The organism is Thiohalobacter thiocyanaticus (assembly GCF_002356355.1).
In the GTDB taxonomy this organism is placed as follows: Bacteria; Pseudomonadota; Gammaproteobacteria; order Thiohalobacterales; family Thiohalobacteraceae; genus Thiohalobacter; species Thiohalobacter thiocyanaticus_A.
The window spans coordinates 1,162,033-1,180,473 of record NZ_AP018052.1; the positions used below are offsets into that span (position 1 = coordinate 1,162,033).

Genomic DNA, 18,441 nt, shown 5'->3' on the forward strand with positions numbered 1-18,441 from the left:
CCTGAGTTCGCAGATTCATTGGCCGACTCCTAGTGCATGGATTGTCCCGCGGCGCCTGCCGCATGTACGGGACAGTTGTGCTCGAAGGCAATCAACCCCCAGTCGTTGAGCAGGGATTCATAGGCGGATCGATCCACCGGCGAATCCGCCAGGTCGGGATGCGCCAGCAGCATCTGCAGATGATGCATGATGCCCCGGGCCAGGCCGGGGCAGGGTTTCTGGGTGTAGCGTGTCATCAGATACATCAGGGCCGCTTCGAGGACGTCGCGATGTGGGTGCTCGGCGGTGACGGCTGTGTTGGTCGAAGGCCTGTTCATGCAATGCACCTCCTCTCAGTAATGTGACTGGCAGCCCGACGGGGCGGGCGGATCGACAGGCAGAGCGGCGAGGAGACGCTGCCAGACATCGAGTTGGGACGGGTAGCGGCCCAGCGGGCCGCCCAGGGTGGCGAGGGTTTCGCCGTCGGCGCCATACAACTCCAGGGTGCTGCCCTGGCACGGCAGACGGGCCCCTGCGATCTGCGCCTGCTCCAGGACCAGGCAGTAGTCAGCCGCCTGCAGCATCAAGCGGCCATCTTCGCAGCGAACGGCATCGACCATGCCGCGCCAGGTGTGTACGGTGCCCGCATTGGCGACCGTGAAGCTGATACACAGATCGACATCGACCAGCGAGTGCAGCAGTTCCGACAACTGCGCGACCGGTATGCACCTGTGGCAGCCACCGGCGCGGCCCGCCGACAATGCCGGCTGATCACCAGCCGTTGAGGGTCCGCGCGGCAGCAGCAGTTCCGGACTCTGGTCGGTGCTGCGGTAAGCGGCGACGAACATCCGGTAGGCATAGGCGTCGCTGGTGCTGGTCAGTCGGATGCGGTGGTTGCAGCGGCCATGTGCATCGAAGAAATGCAGGCTGTGCTCCACGCCCCGCCGCACAGGTCGCGTGATTGCAAAGCCGTAGTGCCAGTTGGCGAAATCGAGATCCAGTTCGTAGTCGCCGGCCAGCAGCAGGCCGCGGTCACCGCTCAGCCGCAGCAGGCGATACTCCAGTACCTGCTCCTGCTCGGCCTGACGGTTGCCGGTAATGGCGCACACCGGCCCGAGGCAGGCGAGGTCGGACAGCAGTTCACGACGGTTGCAGGCAAGCCGGGTTACATGGCGGCCGCAGGCCGCTGTCAGCAACTGTACTTCGCTCACGCCGAGCCGGGCTGCGATTGCCGCCAGGCTGCGGTCCGGATGGGTTGTGAATTGATGTGCCAGCGCCTCCCGCAGTGAAATCATCGGACGAATGCCATCGAGCATGACCTGTTGATTCATGATGTCTCCTTGAAACAGTTGCGGTACATACCCTGTACCTTGGTTTGCATTGAAGCTTGCTTACGGGGCTTGCTCGCCTGCCCCGGACGGGCTGGGAGGCTGGCTGGCGGGGTTGTGGTTGCAGTGCAGTGTTACTTGGTCAGAATCAGTTTGCCGTTGCTGGTCTGTTGCAGGCGGTATTCCTCATCTCCATGTTCGATTACCAGATGCCGATTGCCCTTGAACAGGTCAACGCTGTTGATGCGTGCCGACGCTGCTTTGCCTGAAGTGGCCGGAGCAGGCGAGTGTTCGGAGTCGGGTTGCTTCTTGTCATTCATTATTGAGCCTCGTGAAAGGATGCCGGAACAGATGTCTAATCCAGGGTTGCGGTGGCTCGGTGCAGCCGGGAGTGGCGCTGCGAACGCCTGACGCTGCAACGGTCGACCTCGCATGGATCGTAATGATAACGATTATCATTAAGATGTCAATCCCCGTGTGGCCCCGGGCTGTACTTAGCTACGGTGCGACTTTTTCAGCAATCCGGACCATCGATCAATAAGCTACGCTCCCCGGGGGGGGGTTGACATACGAACAATAACAATTATCATTAACTTTATTGTCCGGCCCGGTACGGTGTTTCAGGCTCCGGTTTTGTTACTAACCGCCTCGCAAACGCCGCCCGGTGCCACCCGCCGCCCCGGCGGGAATGATTGCCGGTATGGGCAATCGAGCCAGCCACCTCGCCCGTCCGGGCCAAGGCAGCCAGCGATAGACAGGACTGACGTGTTTCCGGCTTCGGAAGCGCGCAGGCACGTGTTTGTGCTTCGCGCTCTGCCGCGATGCATCGCGTCCTGGCGTCAATCCCGGGTTGCCAGCTACCACGCCGTTGCGGCGTGGCCAGCCAGCCTTCACCGACACGCAAGCAATAACCGTAACAACAAACATAGCGAAGGAGTCTCGATTATGAACAAACTGCAATCCCTGCTGCTGGCGTCCGTCACGGTCGGTCTGTCCACGAATGCCGCTGCGGTGAGCTTCGCCGCGACCGCGGATACCTACATCTATGAGTTCCTCGGCAATCAGCCCGGCGGCAATGTCCTGGTGGCGAATCACGAATCCAATCATGGCATGCGCGGCCTGATGGACTTCGATGGCCTCGATGCCTATCTGCCCAGTCTTACCGCCGGTGGTTTCACCGCCACGCTGAACCTGTTTTCCGTCTGTGATACGAGCGGTTTCGTCAGTGCCTGCGCCGGTGAACCCAATGCCGCCGTTACCACGGATGTCCTGGCGCAGAACGGTGCCTGGGGCGAGGACGATGCCGGTCTGGCCTGGAGTGACATCAACGAAGGTGGCAAATACGCCGACTTCACCATCAGCAATGCGGTTGATCAGTGGCTGAGCATCGATATCACCTCCCTGGTAGAGGAATGGCGCAGCAATGGCAGCACCGGCGACGGCATCATTCTGTCCCAGGAGGCCTATCCGGTGGTGCGCAACGATGCCGGTTCGATGGCCGTGGCGCAGTTCCTGTCCAGTGACTACGCCGATGCGAATTTCCATCCCTATGTCGATGTGCAGGTCTCGGCCGTGCCGGTGCCGGCCGCTGTATGGCTGTTCGGCTCCGGTCTGGTCGGTCTGGTCGGCGTCGCCCGCCGCCGCAGGCAGGCCGTGGCGGCATAAGCCTCCCCAGTCAGTCGCATGGATGCGAGCAGTGGCTAGGGAGGGCCGCCGGCGGGGCATGACGGCAGCCGTAGGCAATGGCGCGGTAGTCGCAGGCGCCCGCCTCAATTAATCAAAGACAAACACGCGTACGACTGATGATGACGATGAAGATGCGATGGCTTGTTGCCCCGCAACTGGCACTGCTGCTTGTCGGTTGCATTGACAGCGGCCTTGAGGATACCGAGTCAGAGGCACTGTCCCCGGCCGAAGCTGCGGCCTTGCCTGACAATGCCTACTTCGATGCCGATGGCGCAGCGGTGCAGGTGCTGGACGCCACGAAAAATGACGTCTGGGTCTACTATGACCTGGATACCTACAGCGTCGTCACCCTCCAGGACCCTCAGGCCAATACCGAATGGGACCTGGCGTTCAACCGGTTCAGGGTCAAGCTCAACGGCGGTGTCAGCGGCACTGCCGGCGTCGCAGCGGCGGGCTTGCAGAATACCGCACTGTTCGATGTCATGGCCGCGCCCGCCACGGGTTTTGTCAGCGACCGCTCCCTGAACGAGCTATCCGATATCGAGTTGCTGAAACTCGGCGACAATCTGTTTTTCTCGGTCTGCGCGTCCGGACACGACGATGCGGACAAGGCCGATTACTGTCTGGCCAATGACCAAGTGGATCGCAGTCACCTCAATCCCGACGAGGCCGCCTATGCCCTGCTCACCCAGGGCAGCGGTGTGGTGGTTGCGGCCGACGGCAGCGACGGCGATCCCATCCTGGGCTGGTATGATTACTATGGGTCGGAGGGGCATGTACTGCGCCCCGCCGACGATACCTGGGTGGTGCGCAGCAGCGACGGCATCGAGTTCGCGCTGCAGATGCTGGGCTATTACGGCCGCAACGAGGGCGATGCCGAGCCCGGGACGATCGCCTTCCGGTATGTTTCCCTGACCCCGGGCTTTGAAATCCCCCAGCCCGGCGCGCAGCAATTGCAGGCCCGGATCCAGGTCGACAGCCTGACCGGCACGGCGCCGCTGACGGTGAATTTCACCGGCAGTGCCGAAGGGGTGGAGGGCACGGCCGACTGGCACTGGGATTTCGGCGACGGTGGCACGGCGCAGGTGCGCAACCCCGCCCATACCTATACCCAGGCGGGCACCTACACCGCCAGCCTCACTGTCACCGATACCCGCGGTGTTGCGGCCGCGGCCACGGTCAGCAGGACCATCACCGTGGCTCAGCCCGGCGCGCAGGCGCCGCAGGCCGATGCCGGCGCCGATCAGACGCTGCAGCTGGCCAGCGGGGAGAATTCCACCACCGTCACCCTGGACGGCTCGGCCTCGGCCGATCCGGACGGCCAGATCGTCAGCTATGTCTGGATCGGCACCGGCGCGGATCCGGACGATGTGGCCCAGCCGCAGCTGGTGCTGTCGGCCGGCAGTTACAGTTTCACCCTCACCGTGACCGACGACAGCGGCAACAGCGCTACCGACACTGCCGCCGTGACGGTGAATGCCTCCGACAATGCCTCGCCGACCGCCGCGGCGCAGGCTGACCGCCTGCAGGGCGCCGCGCCGCTGGCCGTGACCTTCACCGGCGCGGCCAGCAGCGATCCCGACGGTGCCATCACCGGCTACGACTGGGACTTCGGCGACGGCAGCGCCCATGCCTTCGTCGCCGTTCCACCGGCCCATACCTACACCCTGCCGGGCACTTACAATGCCTCGCTTACGGTGATGGACGATGGCGGGGCAAGCGGCAGCGACGGTCTGGCGGTGCTGGTGGGCTGGCCGACGACCCGCGACACCTATGTCTACGAGTTCCTGGGCAATCAGGCCGATGCCACCGGCGACAGTGGTGGCTTCAACATCTGGAACCATTCCTCGGAACACGGCGGCAAGGCGCTGCTGGACTTCGACGACAGTCTGCTCAACGCCGCGGCGCTGGCCGGCGGTCCCGGCACCTACACCGCGACCCTGTGGCTGTATTCCGTGTGCGAACTCGGCGGTCTGGTCGCTGCCTGCCCAGGCGATGCGGATGCAGACAATCCCTTCACCCCGGGCACGGCCACGGTCAAGACCGATGTGCTGCTGCAGACCCGCAACTGGGATGAGGCCGGTGCCATCGACTGGGCCGACATCGACGAGACCGGCGCCCCGGTCGCCACCCTGACTCAGGCGACGACCGGGCAGTGGCACAGCGTGGATATCACGGCGCATGTCGAGCACTGGGTCAACGCCGGCACTACCGGGGCAGGCCTGGCCCTGAGTCAGGAGGCCTATCCGGTGCTGCGCGCCGACAACGGTTCCATCCCGGTCGCGGTGTTCTGCGACGCGGAGTCCAGCAGCGGCGCCTGCAGCGCGGACAACTTCCGGCCCTACATCATCCTGCAGGCCGCTCCGTGACGGGCAGGGCAATGACTGGCGCAACGCGGTTCCGGCTGTTGGTCTGGCTGAGCGGGGTCTGCTTGTGTCTGCCGGGCGTGGGCGTGCGCGCCGAGGGCGATGCCTATGCGCTGGACGAGATCAGCGTGACCGCCACCAAGACCGAGCGCTCGTTGTTCGAGACTCCGGAGGCGGTCAGCCGCGTCGGCCTGGAGGAGTTGGAGCGCAAGCAGGTGCAGAAACTCAGCGATGCCCTCAAGGACGTGCCCGGGGTGAGCTTCGGCGGTGGACCGCGCGCCGTGGCCGAAGAGCCCAACATTCGTGGTCTCAGCGGCAGCCGCATCCTGATCACGGTGGACGGCGCCCGGCAGAACTTCACCTCCGGCCACAAGGGTCGGGTGTTCATCGAACCCGAACTGCTCAAGTCCGTGGAGGTGATGCGAGGTCCCGGCTCGGCCCTGTACGGCAGCGGTGCGCTGGGCGGTGTGATCGCCATGACCACCAAGGATGCCTCGGACTTCCTCATGCCGGGCGATCGCTTCGGTGTGCGCTTGAAGACCGGCTTCCAGGACGCCAACAGCGACAAGCTGGGCACGGGCATTGCCTTCGGCCGGCTGGATGTCGGCGGCGGGCTGGAATACCTGGCCAGCGTGACACGCCGCAGCGCGGATGACATCCGCCTCGGTGGCGGCGAGGTGCTGGACGATTCCGCCGAGGCCAGCTGGGCCGGCCTGGCCAAGCTCAAGTGGACGCCGACCCCGTTTCAGCACATCAGTTTGTCCCGTCAGTACAGCTTCGATACCGGCGAGGTTCCGGCCCAGGCCGATACCCGCACCTCGGCCACCGCTGTGCTGACCGATCGCGAGACCGAGGTCAGCATCGATCGCCTGACCTGGCGTTACGAGCGCCCGGACGACCCCTGGCTGAATTTCGACCTGTCCGCCTACAACACCGAGCAGACGCTGCGGGAAAAACGCATCGGAACCAATGGCCGGCTGGATGCCATCGATTTCGATACCCGCGGCCTGGAACTGCGCAACAGCTCGCGCCTGGAACACGGCGGCGACATCCGACACCGCTTCAGTTACGGCCTTGAATACTATCGCGACCGGATGAGCAGCCGTGAGGGAACTAGCAGCAATGATGCCTTCCCCGATGCCATGGCCGATTTCGTCGGCATCTATCTCCAGGACGAGATCGACCTGGATGGTACCCGCCTCGGTGACTGGGTGCTGATTCCCGGTCTGCGCTATGACCGTTACGAGAGCCGTTCCGATCGGGCCCGGGCGATCGGGGTGGCTGATGAGACCACGGCGAATCATGTCTCGCCCAGGCTCGGGCTGGTCTACCAGGCCACTGACTGGATGAATCTGACCCTGAACTATTCCCAGGCCTTCCGCGCGCCCAATTTCCAGGAGTTCTACATTTCCGGCAATCACTTCGGCGCCAACAACTTCCAGCCCAATCCGGAGTTGGACCCGGAGCGCCTCGCCCATGGCCTGGAGGCGGGGGTGCGCATCCGCCGCAATGACCTGCTCGAGCCGCGCGATCGGCTGCGGCTGCGCGCCAGTCTGTATCGCAACGAGTACGAGGATTTCATCGACAGCATCGTCACCACCACGGTCAGCACCTTCGACAATATCAGCGAGGCGCGTATCCGCGGCACCGAACTGGAGGCGGACTATTACTCGCCCACGCTGGACCTGGATGCCAGCCTGGCGCTGACCGTCACCCATGGCGACAACCGGACCGACGGCGAGCCGCTGTCCGGGATCCCCGGCCATTCGCTTACGCTCAATCTGCGCAAGTATATCGCATCCTGGGGCGTGTCAGTGGGGTGGCGCGGCGCCTTCCATCAGCGCCAGGACCGCGTGCCCACGGGCGCGCCGGAGACGCCGGGCTACAGTGTGCATGACCTGTACCTGACCTGGCTGCCATTGGTCCCGCAGGCCGTGGACGACATGCAACTCAATCTCGGTGTCGACAATGTGTTCGACAAGGAATACCGGCCGCACCTGAGTACGCTGCCGGCAGTGGGGCGCAATGTGAAAGTGAGCCTGAGTCTGCAGTTCTGAAGCCGTTGCGGGTGACGGCGGGGGCCCGCGTTGACCGAAACAGCCCGCAGGCCGGGATGCAGGAACCTCATGAAAGGAAGACGATGAACACATACAGACGAACACTGATTCGCACGGCACTGCTGCTCGGCGTTGTGGCCAGCAGTTCCACCCAGGCCCTGACCATTCAGTTCGATTATCGCTACGACCAGGGTTTTTTCTCTGCGCAGGAACGTCGCGACCGACTCGAGCAGGCGGCCGGCTTCTTCGCCGGGGTCCGGGACAGCCTGGCGCCCATCGCGCCGAGCGTGGACGACCACTGGAGTGTGTGGTTTCACAACCCATCCAACCTGGGCGGCGGCCAGGTGCGGGAAGACAATCTGTTCGTCGCGGCCGATACACTGCGGGTGTTTGTCGGCGGCGCGGCCATGGGGGCGGGCGTACTGGGCTATGCCACCACCGGGACCCTGGAGGGCGTGTCCGGCTCGGCCGGGTTCGTCGACGCCGTCACCAGCCGCGGCCAGAGCAACACGTACGGTCCCGGCGCCACCGACTATGGCGTCTGGGGCGGCGCCATAGCCTTCAACAGCGATGCCAGCTGGCACTGGGGCGCGACCGAGGCGGGCCTGGATGCCAGCCGCAGTGACTTTCTGACCACGGCGGTGCACGAACTGGGTCACATCCTCGGCTACGGCCCGGCCGATTCCTGGGCCGCGCAGCAGCAGGGCGGGCTGTTCCTGGGCGCCGCCGCCATGGCCGCTTATGGCGGGCCGGTGCCCGTCGGCGGCGCCCACTGGGCCGAGGGCGTGACCGGACATTACGCCGGTCAGCCGCAGGAGACCCTGCTGGATCCATCCACTCCAGCCGGGATGCGCCAGTATCCGACCGATCTGGACTATGCCGGTCTGCAGGACATCGGCTGGGAGGTCAGGGCCGTGCCGCTGCCGCCGGCGCTGTGGCTGATGGGCTCGGGCATCATGCTCATGGCGCTGACCGCGGCACGGCGAAAAACCACTGTTGACAAACATTGAGATCCGGAGGAAGACACCATGGCTGCATCCAAACCAGACCTTGAAGTCGTGCGCAGCGAGTACGAACAATTCTCGCAGCATTTCGAATCCCTGCTGATGGCCACCGTCAGCCCGGAGGGCGAGCCCAACGCCAGCTATGCGGCCTATGTCCGCCAGGGCAACGACTTCTTCATCTTCGTCAGTGAGCTGGCCTCGCATACCCGCAATCTGAGGGAGGACGGCAAAGTCAGCGTGCTGTTCATCGAGAACGAATCCGACAGCAAGCATCTGTTCGCGCGCCGTCGCGTCACCTACCAGTGCGAGGCCCGGGAGGTGGATCGTCATGATGAAACCTTCCGCCCCGTGCTGGAACATTTCGCCGGCAAGTTCGGCACCCTGATCGACACCCTGCGGGAGTTGAAGGATTTCCATCTGTATCGGCTGCATCCGCTGCGGGCCACCTATGTTGCGGGTTTTGCCAAGGCCTTTGTCATCGAGGGCGAGAACCTGGACAAGGTGCGCCATCTCAACGACGTCGGTCATCGCAGCGAACGTCGGGAAGTGGACGAACGTATGGACGAATGGCAGGACGAGGACTCCACCGCGCCCCGTGCCTGAAGGCAGCGGTGCGGATGGCGGCAGAGGAAGGCGATATGCAGATGATGACACTCAAACAGGCACTGGCGCTGACGCTGCTGGCGCTGTGCATGCGGGCGGGTGCGCTCACGGCGGCTGAACCGTCAGCGCAGCGCATCGTCAGCGTCGGCGGCTCGATCACCGAGATCGTCTATGCCCTGGGCGCCGGCGAGCGGCTGGTCGGGGTGGACACCACCAGCCTGTGGCCGGAGGCCGCGCAGGCGCTGCCGCAGGTGGGCTACCAGCGCAATCTTTCCGCCGAGGGCGTGTTGTCGCTGGCACCGACCCTGGTACTGGCCACGCATGAGGCGGGTCCGGCCGATGTGATCGAGCAGCTGCGTCAGGCCGGGGTGACGGTCGTGCGCCTGCCCGACAGGCCCGAGCCCGGGGTGATCGCGAACAAGGTGCGCGGCGTTGCCTCGGCCCTGGGACTCGAGGCCGCAGGCGAACGGCTGGCCCGACGCATCGTCGCGCACCAGCAGCGGGTGACACAGCGGCTGGCCGGGATCGAGGCCCGGCCGCGGGTGCTGTTCCTGCTCGACATCGGCCGGGGCTCGCCGCTGGCCGCAGGCCGTGACACCGCGGCCGCTACCATGATCCGCCTGGCCGGGGCGGACAACGCGCTGGATGGCTTCGCCAGCTACAAACCCATCAGCGCCGAGGCCATAGTCGCCGCCGCGCCCGAGATCCTGTTGATGTCCGATGCCACCCTGCAGCAATTGGGCGGTGTCGAGGGGGTGCTGGAGATGCCCGGCGTGGCGCTGACCCCGGCGGGCCGGCAGCGGCGCATTGTCACCATGAACGGGCTTTATCTGCTCGGGTTCGGGCCGCGCCAGCCGCAGGCCCTGCAAGACCTGGCGACCCTGCTGCATCCGGAACTGGACCTGGCGGGGACCGCGCATGAGTGAGGCGCGGGTGCTGCGGCGCGGTGTACCGGCGGCGACCCGCCCGCCGCAGCCCCGGGAGGCAGCGGACCGGCGTCCCGGCCGGCACCTGCTCTGGCCGCTGCTGGGGCTGACGCTGCTGCTTGGCCTGGTGACGCTGCTGGCGCTGGGCCAGGGGGCGGTGGCGATCGCCCCGCTGCAGGTGCTGGCCATTCTGGGCGACGGCCTGGGGCTGAGCCTGCCCTGGAGTTACGAGGCCAACCAGCAGGCGGTGTTGATGGGCATCCGGGCGCCGCGGATGGTGCTGGGCATGCTGGTGGGCGCCGCGCTGGCGGTCTCGGGCGCGGCGATGCAGGGTCTGTTCCGCAACCCGCTGGCCGACCCGGCCCTGATCGGCGTCTCCAGCGGGGCGGTGCTGGGCGCGGTCCTGGTCATCGTTCTGGGTGATGTCCTGCTGCAGGGCGTGCTGGAGGATTCGGTCATGGTGGCGCTGCCGCTGGCGGCCTTCGCCGGCGGCCTGGGCGCGACCCTGCTGGTCTATCGCCTGGCCAGCGGCAATTCGGGCACCGACGTCGCCACCCTGCTGCTGGCCGGCATCGCCATCAATGCCGTGGCCGGCGCGGCGACCGGCCTGTTGACCTACCTGGCCGACGATGCCCAGCTGCGCACCCTGACCTTCTGGTCCATGGGCAGCCTCGGCGGGGCGACCTGGGACCAGGTGGCGCTGGTGGCCGTGGCCTGCCTGATCGCGATCCTGGCCATTCCGGCCTTCGCCCCGGCACTCAATGCGGTGCTGCTGGGCGAGGCCGAGGCGGGCCATATCGGCTTTCCATTGGAGCGGATCAAGACAGTGCTGATCCTGCTGGTGGCGCTGGCGGTGGGCGGCGCGGTGGCCTTCGCCGGGCTGATCGGTTTCGTCGGCCTGGTGGTGCCGCATCTGCTGCGGCTGTGGTTCGGTCCGGATCATCGCCTGCTGCTGCCGGCCTGCGCCCTGCTCGGTGCGGCCCTGCTGCTGCTGGCCGACCTGCTGGCGCGCACCCTGGTCGCGCCGGCCGAGTTGCCCATCGGCATCATCACCGCGCTGCTGGGCGGCCCCTTCTTCCTGTGGCTGTTGCTGCGTTATCGCAACCGGAGCGGATTATGAATCTTGAGGCCAGCGACATTTCGGTATACGCCGGCGCGCGCGCCCTGCTGCACGGCGTCAGTGTCCGGCTCGCCCCCGGCGAGGTGCTGGCGGTGATCGGACCCAACGGCGCCGGCAAGAGTACCCTGTTGAAATGTCTGGCGGGAGAGACCACGCCGGCCGCGGGGCGGATCGGCATCAATGGCCGGGCGCTGGCCGACTGGCCGCACCGGAGTCTGGCGCGGATGCGGGCGGTACTGCCGCAGCACTCCAGCCTCAACTTTCCCTTCCGGGTGCGCGAGGTGGTGGCGATGGGCCGCAGCCCGCATGCCGGCGCCCCGGCCGGGCACAATTCCGACATCGTGAACGCGGCGCTGACCGCCGCCGATGTGCAGCATCTGGCCGGGCGCGACTATACCACCCTGTCCGGCGGTGAGCGCCAGCGGGTGCAGCTGGCGCGGGTGCTGACCCAGATCTGGGAGCCGGCAACGGAGGGCCCGCGCTATCTGCTGATGGACGAGCCGACCTCGGCGCTGGATCTGGTGCATCAGCATCATGTGCTCGGGGTGGCGCGCCGCTTTGCCCGTGAGCAGGGCATCGGGGTGCTGGCCATTCTGCACGATCTCAATCTGGTGGCCGGTTATGCCGACCGGGTGGCGGTACTGCAGCAGGGCCGGCTCCGGCGCCAGGGGCCAGTGGGCGAGGTCATGCAGCCGGCGTTCCTTAGCGAGGTGTTCGGCATCCCGCTGCTGCGTCTGCCGCATCCCACCGTGCCGGAACAGCCGGTGCTGATCGCCCGGCCGCAGACGGACAGGGCCGATGCGCCGACCACGCCGGCGGCGTGGCCTTCGGCGATCAATTCATAGTGACAGGTAAAGGAGCGACAGCATGAGCCAGACGCAGACGGACACCGACTTTCTCGCCGCCGAGGAGAAGGCGCGCATGATCGAACACATGAATGAGGATCATGCCGATGCCGTGCTCAATTATGTGCATGCCTTCCTCGGGGTTCAGGCAGCCACCGCGGCGCGGTTGCTGGACATTGACCGCGATGCGATGTCGGTGGAATATCACACCGACCAGGGCCGGGTCCTGGGCCGGATTCCCTTCACCGAACCGCTCACCGGCAAGGCACAGATCCGCCCCGTGCTGGTGGAGATGGCGAAGGTGGCGCGGCAGCGGCTGGGGCTGGCCGTGCCGGCGCCGCATTGACGGCGGTCCAGGCCAGGGACATGGGGTAGAATCGATGATGTCGCCTGCCCTATGGACGCTGCATGACTACCCATAACTCTGCCACCGCCGGCTACGACTGGTCCCGGGTCCTGGCGCTGGTCCTGCGCCATCGCCGCGAGCTCGTCGCCGCCCATGCCATCGCCGTGCTGGCGGTGCTGGCCAGCGTGCCGCTGCCGCTGATGCTTCCGTTGCTGGTCGACGAGGTGCTGCTGGAACAGCCGGGTACGCTGGTGGGCTGGATGGACCAGCTGTTCCCGTCCGCCTGGCACGGGCCGGTGCTTTACATCGGCGCCATCCTGCTGCTCACCGTCGCCCTGCGCTTCGTCTCGGTGTTGCTGAACGTATGGCAGACGCGCCAGTTCAGTCTGATCGCCAAGGACGTGGTGTTCGTCATCCGCCGCGATCTGCTGCAGCGGCTGCGGCGCATCTCCATGAGCGAATACGAGACCCGCGGCAGCGGTGCGGTGAGTTCCTACTTCGTCACCGACCTGAATTCGATCGACAACTTCATCGGCATGGCGGTGGCCAGGTTCCTTATCGCAGTGCTGTCGCTGGTGGGCGTGACCGCGGTGCTGCTGTGGCTGCACTGGCAGCTGGCGTTGCTGATCCTGTTCCTGAACCCGATGGTGATCTGGTTCAGCGTCAAGCTCGGCACCCGGGTCAAGCACCTCAAGCGGCGCGAGAACCAGGCCTTCGAGCAGTTCCAGGGTGCCCTGACCGAGACCCTGGATGCGATCCAGCAGATCCGCGCGGCCAACCGCGAACAGCATTACCTGCAGCGGGTGATCGATCGGGCCGCGCGCGTGCGCAGCGACTCGGCCGCCTTTTCCTGGAAGAGCGATGCTGCCGGCCGGCTGTCGTTCTTCATCTTCCTGCTCGGGTTCGATCTGTTCCGCGCCGCGAGCATGCTGATGGTGGTGTATTCCGACCTGAGCATCGGCCAGATGATGGCGGTGTTCGCCTACCTCTGGTACATGATGACGCCGGTGCAGGACATCCTCGGCATCCAGTATGCCTATTACGGCGCCCGTGCCGCGCTGGAGCGCATCAACGGCTTCCTCGGCCTGCGCGCGGAGCCTGGCTATGCCGGGCGGAAGAATCCCTTCACGGACAAGCGCGGCGTGGCCGTACGCATCGAGGATCTGCATTTCGCCTATCGTGATGAAGAGCCGATTCTGGACGGCATCAGTCTCGACATCCCGGCCGGCCAGCGGGTGGCGCTGGTCGGCGCCAGCGGCGGCGGCAAGTCCACGCTGGTACAGGCATTGCTCGGCCTGTATCAGCCCACGGCCGGCACCATCCGCTTCGACAATGTGCCGGTCGCCGATATCGGCCTGGATGTCGTACGCGAGCATGTCGCCACCGTGCTGCAGCACCCGGCCATCTTCAACGACAGCGTGCGCGGTAATCTCACCTTCGGGCGCGAGTATGACGATGCGCAGCTGTGGCAGGCACTGGAGCGGGCGCAGCTGGCGGAGGTGGTACGGGAGCTGCCGGGCGGGCTCGATGCCGAACTGGGCCGCCAGGGCCTGCGCCTGTCGGGCGGCCAGCGTCAGCGCCTGGCCATTGCCCGCATGCTGTTGGGCGATCCGCAGCTGGTGATCCTGGACGAGGCCACCTCCGCGCTCGATACCGAGACCGAAGCCCGGCTGCTCGACGACCTGGAGGAATTCCTGGCCGGACGCACCGTGCTCATCATCGCCCACCGCTTGAGCGCGGTGCGCCGCGCCGACCGCGTGCTGGTGTTCGAGGCCGGCCGCATCGTGGAGCAGGGCCGGCACGGGGAGTTGATCGAAGCGGGTGGACTGTACAGCCGGTTGTACGCCTAGCGGTTCATTCGGCCCGGTGTCGCAGACATCCGTCTGCCACCGCCATGGGACAGGCGTAGACCGTCAGTCCCAGTTCAGGGCGCCGCCGGTCTGGTATTCCGTGACCCGGGTCTCGAAGAAGTTTTTCTCCTTGCGCAGATTGGCCTGCTCGTCGAGCCAGGGCAGGGCGTTTTCCGCGCCCGGGAAGGGGTCGTCCAGATCCAGCTTGCGGGCGCGGCGATTGGCGATGAAGCGGAACTGCTCGATGTGCGCGTCGGCGGAATAACCGAGGATGGGCTCGGGCAGCAGGAACCGGGCATAGGCGGTTTCGGCGGCCTCGGCCTCGTCCCACATCTCGCGCACCGCCTGCGGATCGAGTCGGATGTTTTCTTCATGCAGGATCTGCTTGACCACGCGCAGGCCGAAGGAGGCGTGCAGGACCTCGTCGCGCATGATGTATTGCAGCTGCTCCGCCGTGCCTTTCATCAGGCCGCGTCGCTGCAGGGCAAACACCGGCGTGAAACCGTTGTAGAACCAGGTGCCCTCGAACACCGCGGCGAAGAACACATAGGCCATGACGAAGTCGTTCAGGGCCTGCGGCTCGCGCAGATCGATATCGGGCCGCATCACGGTGTCCAGGCGCTGATTGGCGATACGGATCTTGTGGTTGAGCTCGGGGATGACGCGATAGCGATTGTAGATCTCGCCCTGGTTCAGGCCGATCGACTCGATGCAGTGCTGATAGGTCCAGGTGTGCAGGGATTCCTCGTACACCTGGCGGGCCTGGTAGATCTGCAACTCCGGCGCCGACATCTTCTCCATCACCGCCAGGCCGATGTTGCGCATGGCCAGGATATCGGAAGTGGTCAGGTAGGCCAGAACATTCTCGTAGACGTGGCGCTCTTCCGAGGTCAGGGAATAGTGGTAATCGTGCACGTCCTGCGCCATGCCGATATCCAGCGGTGTCCAGTGATTCTTGTTGGCATTGATGAAATAGTCCCAGGCCCAGGGGTACTTGAACGGCGCCAGCTGATTGATGTCGGTGTGGCCGTTGATGACGCGCTTGTCTTCCGGATTGATCGGCTTGAGGTCGCTGGGGGTGATGCCGGGCAGGGCCGTGTCGGTAGTGCGCGCATGCGCACCTTCGACGGGGGCGGGATGCGCATCCGACGCCGTGCCGGCGGGGTGTGCCGATCCCGGTTGAGGATTGAATTTGCCGGGTTGGGTCGGCGGCGTGTGTTGCGGGCCAGCCTGAGTGAGCGGGTCGTCCCAGTTGAGCATCGTGTTCTCCTCTTTCGGGCAATTGCGTAATGTGATGTTGCGTCATTGCGAGGCGCGCAGCGTGCCGCTCGCAATGGCGCCGGGCAGAGATGAGCGCGGGTTTCCCCGCCTACTGACAGGCCTCGCAGTCGGGGTCGAGGATCGAACAGGCGCTGGCGGTTTCGGCGCCGGTGCTGCCTGCTGCCGTGATGCTGCCGCTGACCGGCGCCGCGCCGTGCTTCTCCACCCCGGTCGCCCCCATGGAACGCAGGTAGTAGGTGGTCTTCAGCCCGCGCACCCAGGCCAGCTTGTAGAGGTTGTCGAGCTTGCGTCCCGAGGGCTCGGCCAGGTACAGATTCAGGCTCTGGGCCTGGTCGATCCATTTCTGCCGACGGGCGGCAGCCTCGACCAGCCAGCGCGGATCGATCTCGAAGGCGCTCAGGTACTTTGCCTTGAGCGCCTCCGGGATGCGGCCGATCTTCTGCACCGAACCGTCGTAGTACTTGAGGTCGTTGACCATCACCTCGTCCCACAGGCCGTGCGCCTTGAGATCGCGCACCAGGTAGGTGTTGATGACGGTGAACTCGCCCGAGAGGTTGGATTTCACGAACAGGTTCTGATAGGTCGGCTCGATCGACTGCCCCACGCCGCAGATGTTGGAGATGGTCGCCGTCGGGGCGATGGCCATGGTATTGGAGTTGCGCATGCCCACGCGACGGACGCGTTCGCGCAGGCTGTCCCAGTCCAGCGTGTACTCGCGGTCCACATCCAGATAGCCGTCGCGTCCCTCCTCCAGCAGGGCGAGGGAGTCGATGGGCAGTATGCCCCGGCTCCACAGCGAGCCGTCGAAGCTCGGGTAGCGGCCGCGCTCTTCGGCCAGGTCGGTCGAGGCCTTGATGGCATGAAAGGACACCGCTTCCATGGAGCGGTCGGCAAACTCCACCGCCTCCATCGAGGCATAGGGGATGTCGAGCTGATACAGGGCATCCTGAAACCCCATCAGGCCGAGCCCGACCGGGCGGTGGCGCAGATTGGCGCGTCGCGCCTGCGGGACCGAGTAGTAGTTGTAGTCGATGACGTTGTCGAGCATGCGCATGGCGGTGCCGATGGTGCGTTCGAGCTTGTCCGGATCCAGGCCGTCGGCGCCGACGTGGCGCGCGAGGTTGATGGAGCCGAGATTGCATACCGCGATCTCGTCATCCGAGGTGTTCAGTGTGATCTCGGTGCACAGGTTGGAGGAATGCACGACGCCGACATGCTGCTGCGGCGAGCGCAGGTTGCAGGGGTCCTTGAAGGTCATCCACGGATGACCGGTCTCGAACAGCATGGACAGCATCTTGCGCCACAATTCCACAGCTTGGACCCGGCGCGAGACACGGATCTCGCCGCGCGCGGCCTTCGCTTCGTATTCCGTGTAGCGCTGTTCGAATTCCCGGCCGGTGAGATCGTGCAGATCGGTCACCTCGTCGGGTGAGAAAAGCGTCCACTCGGCCGCCTCGGCCACCCGTTTCATGAACAGGTCGGGGATCCAGTTGGCGGTATTCATGTCATGGGTGCGGCGGCGCTCGTCGCCGGTGTTCTTGCGCAGTTCCAGGAAATCCTCGATGTCGATGTGCCAGGTCTCCAGATAGGCGCATACGGCCCCCTTGCGCTTGCCGCCCTGGTTGACCGCCACCGCGGTGTCGTTGGCGACTTTCAGGAATGGCACCACGCCCTGGCTCTTGCCGTTGGTGCCCTTGATGTGGGCATCCATGCCGCGCACCCGCGTCCAGTCGTTGCCCAGACCGCCGGCGAACTTGGACAGCAGTGCATTGTCGCGGATGCCGGAATAGATACCGTCGAGGTTGTCGGGAAGGGTGGTGAGATAGCAGGAGGAGAGCTGCGGGCGCAGGGTGCCGGAGTTGAACAGGGTCGGGGTGCTGCTCATGAAGTCGAAGCTGGAAAGCAGATCATAGAACTCGATCGCCCGCGCCTCGCGCTCGATCTCGTTGCTGGCCAGGCCCATGGCCACACGCATGAAAAACGCCTGCGGCAGTTCGAAGCGGGTCTTGTCATGGTGTATGAAGTAGCGGTCATAGAGGGTCTGCAGACCCAGATATGTGAACTGCAGATCGCGCTCGGGCTTGAGCGCGGCGCCGAGCCGATCCAGGTCGAAGCGGGTCAGTTCGCTGTCGAGCAGTTCCAGTTCCGCCCCGCGGTGGATGCAGGCCTTGAAGTAGTCGGGATAGCGCGTGGCCATTTCCGCCTGGGTGACCCGGGCGCTGCCGCCGCCTACAAAGCCCAGTGCCTCACGCCGCAGGTTGTCGAGCAGCAGGCGGGCGGCGACGTGGCTGTAGTCGGCTTCGCGATCGATCATCATGCGCCCGGCCATGACCAGTGCCTGGCCGACATCCCGCTCATGCATGCCGTCGAAGAGGTTGCGCCGGGCTTCCTGCAACACCGCGGCCGCGTCCACGTCCGTGAGCCCGGCGGTCGCCTCCTCGATCAGGGTTTCGATGTGGGCCAGGTCGAGCGGCCGGGTGCTGCCGTCATCGAGCGTAACCGTGAGTACGGCCTCGTCCTCGGCCGGCCGGCCCGCGCTCGCTGCGCGCCCGGCGGCGCGTCTTTCGGCCTGCTGATGGCGGTACAGGACATAGGCACGGGCGGTCTTGTGCTCGCTGGCGCGCATCAGCGCCAGTTCGACCTGATCCTGGATGTCCTCGATGTGGACGGTGCCGCTGCCCGGCACGCGTCCGAACAGCGCGTCGATGACCTGGTCGGTCAGTTGCTCGACGGTCTCGTGGACCCGGCTGGAGGCCGCGGCGGTGCCGCCTTCCACGGCCAGGAAGGCCTTGGTCATGGCAATGGCGATCTTGCTGCGGTCGAAGGCGGTGACCTTGCCATTGCGGCGGATGACGCGGTAGCCGGTTGGCGTCGGCGGTTCCGGTTCCGGCCGCCGGGCGGCCGCCGGCGTCGGCGATTCGGTTGCGGTGGTGGTTGTCAGCATGCTCTCCCCCTCTCTGCGTGGTGGCAGTGTGTCGATGACAGCGGGAGACGCGCGGGCGAGGCTGGCGGGCCGGGATCGGGAAATCTGGCGGCTCTGCCACCCTGAG

Annotated in this window: 15 protein-coding genes; 10 read left to right on the top strand and 5 right to left on the bottom strand. The window is 65.7% G+C overall.

The genetic code is table 11. The features are described 5' to 3' along the window. Positions 1-29: 29 nt before the first annotated feature. The 3 genes from CFK21_RS05505 to hemP all read right to left on the bottom strand — a co-directional run bounded on the left by CFK21_RS05505 (position 30) and on the right by hemP (position 1,627). Entirely contained in the window at positions 30-317 is a 288-nt protein-coding gene (locus CFK21_RS05505) for a hypothetical protein (protein WP_096365534.1), read from the bottom strand. Positions 318-332: 15 nt separating this feature from the next. After that, positions 333-1,310 carry a ChuX/HutX family heme-like substrate-binding protein gene (locus CFK21_RS05510; RefSeq protein WP_096365536.1) on the bottom strand — a complete coding sequence of 326 codons (978 nt, stop codon included), beginning with the start codon at positions 1,308-1,310 and terminating at the stop codon, positions 333-335. A gap of 131 nt (positions 1,311-1,441) precedes the next feature. Beyond that, positions 1,442-1,627 (bottom strand): hemin uptake protein HemP, encoded by a 186-nt coding sequence (hemP, locus tag CFK21_RS15150; RefSeq protein ID WP_157745395.1) that lies wholly within the window; start codon positions 1,625-1,627, stop codon positions 1,442-1,444. Positions 1,628-2,252: 625 nt separating this feature from the next. Here hemP and CFK21_RS15390 point away from each other — a divergent pair. The 10 genes from CFK21_RS15390 (at position 2,253) to CFK21_RS05565 (ending at position 14,110) form a co-directional block, all read left to right on the top strand. Then, positions 2,253-2,972 (top strand): DNRLRE domain-containing protein, encoded by a 720-nt coding sequence (locus CFK21_RS15390; RefSeq protein WP_096365540.1) that lies wholly within the window; start codon positions 2,253-2,255, stop codon positions 2,970-2,972. Between the two features lie 146 nt (positions 2,973-3,118). After that, positions 3,119-5,362 (top strand): PKD domain-containing protein, encoded by a 2,244-nt coding sequence (locus tag CFK21_RS05525; RefSeq protein ID WP_172844257.1) that lies wholly within the window; start codon positions 3,119-3,121, stop codon positions 5,360-5,362. An 11-nt stretch (positions 5,363-5,373) separates the two neighbouring features. After that, positions 5,374-7,416 carry a TonB-dependent hemoglobin/transferrin/lactoferrin family receptor gene (locus CFK21_RS05530; RefSeq protein WP_096365544.1) on the top strand — a complete coding sequence of 681 codons (2,043 nt, stop codon included), beginning with the start codon at positions 5,374-5,376 and terminating at the stop codon, positions 7,414-7,416. Positions 7,417-7,499: 83 nt separating this feature from the next. Then, entirely contained in the window at positions 7,500-8,426 is a 927-nt protein-coding gene (locus CFK21_RS05535; RefSeq protein WP_197703006.1) for a hypothetical protein, read from the top strand. Between the two features lie 18 nt (positions 8,427-8,444). Beyond that, entirely contained in the window at positions 8,445-9,023 is a 579-nt protein-coding gene (locus tag CFK21_RS05540; protein ID WP_096365547.1) for a HugZ family pyridoxamine 5'-phosphate oxidase, read from the top strand. A gap of 35 nt (positions 9,024-9,058) precedes the next feature. Next, on the top strand, positions 9,059-9,949 hold the full coding sequence (locus tag CFK21_RS05545; RefSeq protein ID WP_157745398.1) for a heme/hemin ABC transporter substrate-binding protein: 891 nt from the start codon (positions 9,059-9,061) through the stop codon (positions 9,947-9,949). Continuing rightward, positions 9,942-11,069, top strand: a complete 1,128-nt coding sequence (locus CFK21_RS05550; protein ID WP_096365552.1) for a FecCD family ABC transporter permease — start codon at positions 9,942-9,944, stop codon at positions 11,067-11,069. Before CFK21_RS05545 ends, CFK21_RS05550 begins: the two co-directional genes overlap by 8 nt. Further along, positions 11,066-11,914, top strand: a complete 849-nt coding sequence (locus tag CFK21_RS05555) for a heme ABC transporter ATP-binding protein (protein ID WP_096365554.1) — start codon at positions 11,066-11,068, stop codon at positions 11,912-11,914. Before CFK21_RS05550 ends, CFK21_RS05555 begins: the two co-directional genes overlap by 4 nt. A gap of 22 nt (positions 11,915-11,936) precedes the next feature. Next, positions 11,937-12,260, top strand: coding sequence for a DUF2470 domain-containing protein (locus tag CFK21_RS05560; RefSeq protein ID WP_096365556.1), 324 nt, complete (start codon positions 11,937-11,939; stop codon positions 12,258-12,260). A 62-nt stretch (positions 12,261-12,322) separates the two neighbouring features. After that, entirely contained in the window at positions 12,323-14,110 is a 1,788-nt protein-coding gene (locus CFK21_RS05565) for an ABC transporter ATP-binding protein (RefSeq protein ID WP_096365558.1), read from the top strand. Positions 14,111-14,173: 63 nt separating this feature from the next. On the opposite strand, the gene CFK21_RS05570 is transcribed toward CFK21_RS05565, so the two are convergent. After that, entirely contained in the window at positions 14,174-15,370 is a 1,197-nt protein-coding gene (locus CFK21_RS05570) for a ribonucleotide-diphosphate reductase subunit beta (protein ID WP_096365560.1), read from the bottom strand. Positions 15,371-15,479: 109 nt separating this feature from the next. After that, the gene (locus tag CFK21_RS05575) at positions 15,480-18,332 is read right to left on the bottom strand and encodes a ribonucleoside-diphosphate reductase subunit alpha (protein WP_369801261.1); all 2,853 of its coding nucleotides are present in this window, start codon (positions 18,330-18,332) and stop codon (positions 15,480-15,482) included. Between the last annotated feature and the right edge of the window lie 109 nt (positions 18,333-18,441).

Bases quoted from the DNA above. Each gene is read 5' to 3' on its own strand.
- hemP (WP_157745395.1), bottom strand. From the start codon at position 1,627: ATGAATGACAAGAAGCAACCCGACTCCGAACACTCGCCTGCTCCGGCC.
- CFK21_RS15390 (WP_096365540.1), top strand. From the start codon at position 2,253: ATGAACAAACTGCAATCCCTGCTGCTGGCGTCCGTCACGGTCGGTCTG.
- CFK21_RS05535 (WP_197703006.1), top strand. From the start codon at position 7,500: ATGAACACATACAGACGAACACTGATTCGCACGGCACTGCTGCTCGGC.
- CFK21_RS05530 (WP_096365544.1), top strand. From the start codon at position 5,374: ATGACTGGCGCAACGCGGTTCCGGCTGTTGGTCTGGCTGAGCGGGGTC.
- CFK21_RS05545 (WP_157745398.1), top strand. From the start codon at position 9,059: ATGCAGATGATGACACTCAAACAGGCACTGGCGCTGACGCTGCTGGCG.
- CFK21_RS05540 (WP_096365547.1), top strand. From the start codon at position 8,445: ATGGCTGCATCCAAACCAGACCTTGAAGTCGTGCGCAGCGAGTACGAA.
- CFK21_RS05510 (WP_096365536.1), bottom strand. From the start codon at position 1,310: ATGAATCAACAGGTCATGCTCGATGGCATTCGTCCGATGATTTCACTG.
- CFK21_RS05550 (WP_096365552.1), top strand. From the start codon at position 9,942: ATGAGTGAGGCGCGGGTGCTGCGGCGCGGTGTACCGGCGGCGACCCGC.
- CFK21_RS05555 (WP_096365554.1), top strand. From the start codon at position 11,066: ATGAATCTTGAGGCCAGCGACATTTCGGTATACGCCGGCGCGCGCGCC.
- CFK21_RS05505 (WP_096365534.1), bottom strand. From the start codon at position 317: ATGAACAGGCCTTCGACCAACACAGCCGTCACCGCCGAGCACCCACAT.
- CFK21_RS05565 (WP_096365558.1), top strand. From the start codon at position 12,323: ATGACTACCCATAACTCTGCCACCGCCGGCTACGACTGGTCCCGGGTC.
- CFK21_RS05560 (WP_096365556.1), top strand. From the start codon at position 11,937: ATGAGCCAGACGCAGACGGACACCGACTTTCTCGCCGCCGAGGAGAAG.
- CFK21_RS05570 (WP_096365560.1), bottom strand. From the start codon at position 15,370: ATGCTCAACTGGGACGACCCGCTCACTCAGGCTGGCCCGCAACACACG.
- CFK21_RS05525 (WP_172844257.1), top strand. From the start codon at position 3,119: ATGAAGATGCGATGGCTTGTTGCCCCGCAACTGGCACTGCTGCTTGTC.